4 protein-coding genes and 1 pseudogene are annotated in these 8,095 nt (G+C 64.3%); all 5 read right to left on the reverse strand.

Annotated elements, in window-relative coordinates; genetic code table 11:
* Nucleotides 1-30 precede the first annotated feature (30 nt).
* A complete protein-coding gene (locus IH971_05505) occupies nt 31-1,212 on the reverse strand; it encodes a phosphoglycerate kinase (protein ID MCH7497290.1) in 1,182 nt (393 codons plus the stop codon).
* Nucleotides 1,209-1,922 carry a ComF family protein gene (locus IH971_05510; GenBank protein ID MCH7497291.1) on the reverse strand — a complete coding sequence of 238 codons (714 nt, stop codon included), beginning with the start codon at nt 1,920-1,922 and terminating at the stop codon, nt 1,209-1,211. The genes IH971_05505 and IH971_05510 overlap by 4 nt, the downstream gene beginning before the upstream one ends.
* Complete coding sequence (locus IH971_05515) at nt 1,919-2,818, reverse strand: ROK family protein (protein ID MCH7497292.1); 900 nt, start codon at nt 2,816-2,818, stop codon at nt 1,919-1,921. The genes IH971_05510 and IH971_05515 overlap by 4 nt, the downstream gene beginning before the upstream one ends.
* A 9-nt stretch (nt 2,819-2,827) precedes the next feature.
* Nucleotides 2,828-4,276 (reverse strand): hypothetical protein, encoded by a 1,449-nt coding sequence (locus tag IH971_05520; GenBank protein MCH7497293.1) that lies wholly within the window; start codon nt 4,274-4,276, stop codon nt 2,828-2,830.
* Nucleotides 4,266-7,814: pseudogene (gene smc / locus IH971_05525) on the reverse strand (chromosome segregation protein SMC). The gene IH971_05520 and the pseudogene smc overlap by 11 nt, the downstream one beginning before the upstream one ends.
* Nucleotides 7,815-8,095: the final 281 nt, after the last annotated feature.

The following is an 8,095-nucleotide window of genomic DNA, read 5'->3' on the forward strand; positions in this document are numbered from 1 at the left end:
AGTTAGCGGCGACGATGAGGCCAGCGCTTTTCACGAGAGCACCTCCAGGGCCGGCAAAGCGGCACCGCTGAGCAGCGCAAGGGCCGCACCACCCCCGGTACTGACGTGGGTGAAGTGTTTGGGTTCATCCAGAGCCTGAATGGCGGCCACCGAATCACCGCCCCCCACAACCGATACTGCGCCAGCGAGGGTCGCGTCGGCAATGGCGCCGATGATCATCTCGGTGCCGGTCCGAAAGGCGGGCAGTTCGAAGACCCCCATGGGACCGTTCCAGAATACCGTGCGAACGCCCTCGAGAGCTTGAGCAAAGAGCGCGCAGGTTTCAGGCCCGATATCGACGCCGATATCCCCAGGGCCGAGCTGGTCCAGGGTCATAAGGGCCCAGTTGGCCGCAGCACTCACTTCGTCTGCCGCGACCACATCGGAGGGCAGGAACAGTTCCACACCACCTGCCCGGGCGCGTGCGAGGATCTCAGCGGCCTCCGCGATCAGGTTCTGATCCACCAGCGAGCCCCCGACGTTTTTGCCCTGGGCCCGCAGAAACGTGAAAGCCAGGCCCCCGCCTATCACGAGCCTGTCGGCCTTGGGCACCAGCGCCCGAACCAGTTCCAGTTTCCCGGCGACCTTCGCGCCACCCAACACAACCGCGAAGGGCCGTTGGGGCCTTTCCAGCCGACTGCGCAGGAATTCCAGCTCCCTGGCCATGAGAAAACCGATGCCCGGCTGGTCAAAATGGCTCACGACCCCCAGATTGCTGGCATGGGCGCGGTGGGCGGTGCCAAAGGCCTCGTTCACATAGAGCGTGCCGTGTTGGGCCAGCCGGGCCGAAAAACCGGCCTCGTTGGCCTCCTCCTGGGGATGAAAGCGCAGGTTTTCCAGCAGATGCACCGCACCCGGTTGCAGGGACTGGCTGACCTGGACGGCCTGATCCGAGATGCAGTCCTGCGAAAAAAGTATGTCCTGTTTCAAGAGCGTCTCCAACTCCTCGGCGACGGGGAGCAAGGACAGTTCCGGCACGGTCTTGCCGCCAGGCCGGCCCAGATGGGAGATCAGGATGAGGGCAGCACCGTGTTCCAGGCAGTAGCGGACGGAAGGCAATGCCGCCCGGATGCGAAAATTGTCATCGACCACGCCGTCGTCCAGCGGGACATTGAAGTCCACGCGCATGAGCACGCGCTGATCCTTCAGATCGAGTTGCTCCAGGGTCTTCATGCTTGCGGCGGCTCAGCCAGGGGGGCCAGAGTAAGGTCTGCTGCAAGGGGGGTGGCCACCGTTATGACGCCCACCTCCCGGCAGCCGCCGGCCTTCAGTGCCCGGGCACAGTCGGAAGCGGTGGCCCCCGTCGTCAGCACGTCATCCACCAGCAAAATGCGTTTACCCTCTACCCCGGTGGCGGCCCTGAAGCTGCCCGCCACATTGGCCCAGCGCTTAGCACGCGTCAGCCCCGTCTGGGAGCGCGTCCACCGCTGCCGCACCACCAGGCTGCTGTCCACCGGCAGCCCTGCCAGCCGGGAAAGGGCACGTGCCAGCACCAGGGACTGGTTGTAGCCCCGCTGCCGTCGTTTGTTCCAGTGCAGCGGGATGGGTACCAGGCAGTCGTAGCGGCTCCAGGGGAGCTCGCTGCCCAGCGCCCCGTGAACGGCGAGGGCGAGGCGCGGGCCCAGCCGGCGGTGCTCCCGGTACTTCAGCAGATGGATGAGGGTCTGCAGCGCGTCATCATAACCGAATGCAACCCACAGATTGTCGATAGACTCCCCCTTGTCCAACATACGACTCCGGTCCCGGGGACTGGCCGGCACCAGAGCGGCAAGACAGGCCTGGCACACGGTGGGCTCAACGCCCAGCGGTGTCGTGCACAGCACGCAGAGCCGGGGGAACAGCACGGCCCGCGGGTCGGGCAAGAGCTGGCGCCGCAGCTTCACGATGCGATAGCCTCTATCTGGCAGGCTGCGCCATACAGGGCGGCCAGTTCGCCCAGCTGGGACGGCACTACCTTGAGACGCTCTCTGGGCAGAGCGAAAATGTGCCGGCGCAGCGTCTCCAGCATGGTGGGACTGAAATAGTCCCAGGCCCGGGCCATGGCGCCCCCCACTACCACGATATGGGGATCAATGAGATTCACCCCGTGGCAAAGGGCCAGGCCAAGCACCTGACCATAGGCGTTCCAGGCGTCCAGGGCAGTTGTCTCGCCCTTCCCCGCCAGCTTCGCCACCTCCTGGGGGGATTCCGCGCGGCCCCCTTGACCGCGATAGAAGCTTAACAACCCCTGGACCGAGATATCGTCCTCCCAGGTACGGCCTTCCTCGCGCCAGGGGCTGAGGCCGTATTCGGCCGCCGTACCGGTGGCGCCATGGTAGACGCCGCCGTTGAGTACAATGCCCCACCCGAAGCCTGTGCCCAATGTAACCCCCAGGACATAGGGATAGCCCCGGGCCGCCCCCTGCTTGGCTTCGCCCAGGGTGAAGACATTGGCATCGTTGTCCAGCAGGACGGGTAGCCCGCTGGCCTGGCCCATCCGTTCTTTCAGCGGGAATTGGGTGAGTATGGGCACATTGGGTGTATCCAAAACCGTACCCCGCTCAAGATCAAGGGGCCCGGGCGCGCCAATGCCCATGCCCGCCACGTCGCTACGCGTGGCATTTTGTTGCGCCAACCCCGCGTCTACGCTGCCCAGGATATGCTCAATGAGCTCATCGCCGGACCGCATGGCGGTCGTCTTTACGACCTCGCAGCCGTGAATCAGGTTAAGGGCCTCGTCGAACAGGGCCGTCCCAGTGAACGTGCCTCCAATGTCTACCCCCACAATATAGCGCGACACCCCCGTTACCTAATTTGTTTGCGCGGTATCGACGGGGGCAGTCGTATCCGGGAGCGCCACAGCGAGCGTATCGACGGGGGCGGGGGCTGCCGGGGGTAGCTCAGGTTCCTCCACCGGCGTCGCCACCGTATCCACGGGGGGCGCTATCCAGGGGAGTTCCCGGGCCCAGTGCGGATGGGACTCTCCGCCGGGCAAGCCATTGTGAACCAGGCTAAGTCGGCCGCTACCCTGGCGGTCCATGAAGACCACCTGCCGGGCAGTGTCTGTGGCCGGATAGTCCCACACGTGGTACTCCCTGAGCAAGGTGGTGGCGGGATGGGTCGCAACCGAAGCGGGCAGACCGTAGGCCAGCATGACCTTCCCCTGGGGTGTGAGCCGGGCGCCGGCTCGCCGCCCGAGCTCGTACCGCACTACCTGGGGCCAGACCTGCACCAGCTGAGCGAGGTAGTCCGATGGGTCGCGATCCTGAACCGCAGCCAGCCGTTCGGCCTGATCGCGCAGCTGCAAGCGGTCGGCGTCCACATTGTCGGCCAGGGGGCGGGCAGCTTTGGCAGGCGGACCCAGCCTGATGAGCGCACGAACCAGCGTGGCCAGCTCGCTGTCCTCCAAGTTTGTCAAGACGTCGGTAGTGTCGGGGACGGCAGCTGCGCTGACCAGCTGCAGCGGCTTTACGGAACGCGCGGTTTCACCGCCAACCGTGACGGCGATGGTGAGCTGGTAACCCCCGGCCGGCAGCGCCGATATGTCGATGGCGCCCCATTCGGTGCTTGAGACGCCGGACGCCTGCGAGCTTTTTGGATCCAGTGTGATAACGCGGACCGTGTCCTGCCAGACGGCTGCCTGGCTCTCCACCGTATCGCCCGGCGCCAGGCCGTAGACCTCGGCATAGTACCACAGCAGGGGCCGGCCAAGGCCGTAGGTGACGGCGGCATGGGGCCACACCGACAGGCCCCGCTTGGCATAGTCCCCCACGGCGGCCCCCCGGCGGACGCGATGGGCCAATTGGACGTCGCTGATGGCCAGAGCGGCCGCTTTGTAGGCGGGCACAGTTACGTCGATGGAGCGCTCCAGCTGGCGGCCCGTGTTGTCCTCCATGACGACCTGCAGCTGGTATTCCCCGGGAGACAAGATAAATTCGGCCTGCCGGGCAACATTACCTTGGACGCTCAATTCGTCTCGCGCCCACAAGTTCGCCACCGTGAACTCCCTGAAGACGGTAATCTGCCGACGCTTTTTCAGCATGACCAACCCCGTCACGCGCCCACCTGCAAGCTGCTCACCTCGGGCGGCTGTAAAATGTGCCGTGGGAATCCCCAGGTAGACTTCCAGCCGGGAATCGCCGCCCGGCTCGCGGAACAGGCTCCAATCCAGATCGAGGGCCTCATCCTGCGCCGGTAGGAGCACCCAGCCTGCCAGAGTGACTGCCACCAGTGAGAGGTGCCGACGCCTAATGGGCATACTCCTCAAGGCTCACGGAGACCAACGTGGAGAGTCCCTCCTCTGCCATGGTCACACCGTAAAGAAAATCGACACTCTGCATGGTAAGTTTGTTGTGCGTAACGATGATAAACTGGGTGTCCTTGGCGAACTGTCTGATCACGCGCGTGAACTTTTTAATGTTGACGTCGTCCAGCGGGGCATCGACCTCATCGAGGACGCAGAAGGGGCTCGGCTTGACCAGATAGGTGGCGAAGAGCAGGGCAATAGCGGTGAGCGCCTTTTCGCCTCCCGACAGGGCGCGCAGGCTGCGGGTCTTCTTTCCCGGCGGCTGAGCGACAATCTCGATTCCCGCCAGCAGTGGATCCGAATCACCCACTAACTTAAGGTCGCCTTGGCCGCCTTCAAAAAACAGCGTGAAGGTCTGCTTGAAATGGTGGCGGATCTGGTCGAACGTGTTCCGAAACTGATCCCGGGCCTGCTGGTCCATGCGGCGCACCGTCTCGTCCAGGCTCGTCTCGGATGCCACCAGATCATCCCTTTGCTCTGACAGAAAGGTGAAGCGCTTGGCTTCCTCCTTGTACTCGTCGGCCACGGCCATATTGATAGGCCCGATGCGCTCAAGGGCAGCCCGCAGTTTGCCGATCTCCACCTGCAGCACGCCCTCATCCGCTTCGCCTTGCTCGTGTTCCCGGGGCACGACGGCCGCATTGAACAGCTCCCGAATGCGGGCGTGAATCAAAGCTTCCTCCTTCCGCAGATCGGCCAGCTCTCGCTCCACATCCTGATGCTGGGACAGCGTTGCCTCCTGCCCATGCTGCCGCTGGCGAATCTGCTCCTCCAGCCGCGATACATCCCCGCGCACCAGACGGACTGCGGCGGCGACCTTTTCCTCGGCCTGTCGCCGCCCCTCAACGACCCGCTCATGAGCGGAAAGCTCCGCCGCCCCCAGCGAGATCTTCTGCGCCAAATCTTCGCTGCTCCGGGTGGCCTGCTCAAGCTCCTTATCCAGCCCGGCCACGCGCTGGGTGGAGGCGGCCAGGTTGTCTTCCAGTGACAGTTTGCGGGCAGCCAGTTTCTCCCGGAGATTTTCCTGCTGCAGAAGCCGCAAGCGCAGCTCCTGGAGCTCGCCCTGCCAGGCGTCCCGCCGTGCCCGCACCTCTTCATAGGCGCGCCGTGCCTCGCCCACCGCTTGCTCCAATCGGGCAGCCCGGCCGGCGAACTGCGCCACCCGGTCGTTTTCCTCGGTGAGGCTCTGTTCCAACCCGGCGATGGCTGTGGCGAACTCACCGGCCTGGCGTTCCAGCTGGCCCAGGTCCCCGCGGGCACGCTGCTGTTCAAATTCAGTCTGCGACACCGCTTTTGACAACCGGTCCGCTGCGCCCTTGAGCGCCTCCAGCTCGCGGGCCACTCGCGCCCGCTCCCCCTCCGCCGTCTCGCGCTCCTCCGTGGCTGTTAACTGCTGCTCACGGATAGCGTCGGCCGTGGTGCCGGCCTCGTCAAGGGCGAGCCGAATGCGCTCGATCTCGCTGGCGCGGCCCATGATGGAGGCGGTCATGCTGGCGGGTTCGCCTGCGGCGCCCTCCAAATGGGTCCAGATGGGCACCGGACCAGCCAGGTGTCCGGCTGCGTTCATCACCACGGCACCGGCGGGCAGATAGCCCCCGGGCAGTTCGTCGCCTGGCTGCCAGAAATAGCCCTCCAGCAGCAGATCGTAAAGCCCCCGGAGCTCCTGTGGCGCCGTAATCAACGACGCCAGCGGCGTGACGTTCGGCGCAGGAGCGGAAATTGCCGGGGATGCCCCCCCCTTGAGCCGGTCCAGGGGTATCACCGACAGGCGGGCCAGCTGGCGCTCACTCGCATACGCCAGCAGCGCTTCCGCCTGACCAGCCGTTTGGGTTATCAGGCAGGTGGCGAAGGGACCCAGGGCCAGCTCAAATGCCAGCGCATGCTCGGGTCGCACTTGGGCGAGGCCGGCCACGGTCCCCAGGAGGCCGGGAAACTGTCCCCGCTCTGCAAGCAGCGCCCGCGTCCCTCCCGGGTAGCCCTCGAAACTTTCCACCAACTGTGTGAAGATTTCCAACCGGGAAGTGAGCACCTTGATTTGGGCGGCGCTCTGATGTTGCCGCTCCATAAGTTGGGCATCGCGCCCGCGCAGCTCCTGCAGGCTGGCCTCGACCCGGGTCTGTGTTTTGACCAGTGCGGCCTGCTGAGCGCCCACGCCTTCCAGTTCAATGCGGGCAGCGCCGATGCGCTCCTCAAGGGAGGCCAGCTCCTGCTCCCGGTCAGCGCTGGCTTGGTGGACGCCTGCCGACTGCCGCTGCTGCTCCTGCAGAGACTTCATGCTGCGCTCGCGGCGGGCTTCCATCGCCTGGAGCTGCTGGCGATGATCGAAGACCGCCTCTTGAGCAGCCTGCAGTTTGCGCTCCCCCTGCTGGTAGGCGTCTGTGACCGATGCCTCCGCGGGACGCTTGGCGTCGAAGGCTGCCTGATCGCGTTCCAGCTCCGGCGCCAAACCGAGCAGTTGCCTGTCCAGCGTGGCGCCGTCGGCTTCAAGGGCCCCGATGCGCTCCAGCTCGGCCCCACGTTCAGACTCAAACCGTTCCAGACTCGACCGGCTGCTGCGGACCTGCTCCTTCCAGACCAGGAGTTGCTCCTTCGCCACGGTGAGGGCCTCGGTGGCCTCCGCCAACTGCAGGCGGCTGCGTTCCCGATCTTCCTCACGCTCACGCAGGGTGGCCTGGAATTTCTCCAGCTGCGCCTCTTCACGGACGATAACCGAGGTCTCCGACTCATGGGCGTCGCGGCCCTCGCTCAGGTGCGATTCCAGGGGCGCAAGGGCCTTCGCCAGCACACCCAGCTGCAATCCCGCCAGGGCCAATTCCCGTGTTTTCAGGTCAACGCTCAGCCTGTGATGGCGTTCGTAGCGCTTCAGCTGCAGACCCAGCGACTTGACCTGGCCCTCCACTTCACCAATGATATCGTTGACCCGCTCCATGTCGAGACTGGTGGCGTCCAGTTTCCTCTGGGCCGCCGCCCGCTGAAGCTTGTACTTGTTGATGCCGGCAGCCTCTTCGAACATGCGCCGACGGTCATCCTCCACATCTGAGAGGATCGCCTCGATCATGTTCAATTCGATGACCGAATAGGCGTCACTGCCCATGCCGGTGTCAAGAAACAGGTCGGTGATATCTTTCAGCCGGCAAGGATTCCCATTGATGAGGTACTCGCTCTCACCATCTCGATACAGGCGCCGGCTGATCTCGATGTCGGTGTATTCCAGCGGCAGGATCGACCTGTCATTATGGATCGAGAGGGTCACTTCGCTGAAATTGGCCGCCTTCCGAGTCCGACTACCGTGAAAGATGATCTCCTCCATGCGGGAACTGCGCAAAACGCTCTGCTTCTGCTCCCCCAATACCCACCGCAGTGCATCCACGATATTCGTTTTGCCGCAGCCGTTAGGTCCCACCACCCCGGTGATGCCATCGCCAAAATTCAGGGCCGTGCGCTGCCCAAAGGATTTAAAGCCGTGGAGGGTTAGATTGGATATATACATGCTGTTACGCCGGGAGCGTCTCCCCGCGACCCGCGCCTACCGAGTTCAGCACCATAGCCTTACTGATTACTTTAAGTGATACATTATGTAACCGGCACTCAAGTCCTAAGGCTTAAGGACGAACCAAGACTTACTTACAGCGATTTCTGCGCCCCGGTGGGCTCATGATCAGAGGCGCCGGAGGGCAGGCAACGACCGCCGGGCGGCAGCCATCGTCGGTTGGCTCAGGGCCTAGCGCGGCTTCTGCCCACTGGAATAGACGACCTTCAGATAGACGCCCC

Source organism: Candidatus Neomarinimicrobiota bacterium (genome assembly GCA_022560655.1).
Lineage (GTDB): Bacteria > Fidelibacterota > Marinisomatia > SCGC-AAA003-L08 > TS1B11 > JADFSS01.

What these genes read in the sequence shown, in the direction of transcription:
- IH971_05505 (MCH7497290.1), bottom strand. Translation starts at nt 1,212, where the DNA reads ATGAAGACCCTGGAGCAACTCGATCTGAAGGATCAGCGCGTGCTCATG.
- IH971_05520 (MCH7497293.1), bottom strand. Translation starts at nt 4,276, where the DNA reads ATGCCCATTAGGCGTCGGCACCTCTCACTGGTGGCAGTCACTCTGGCA.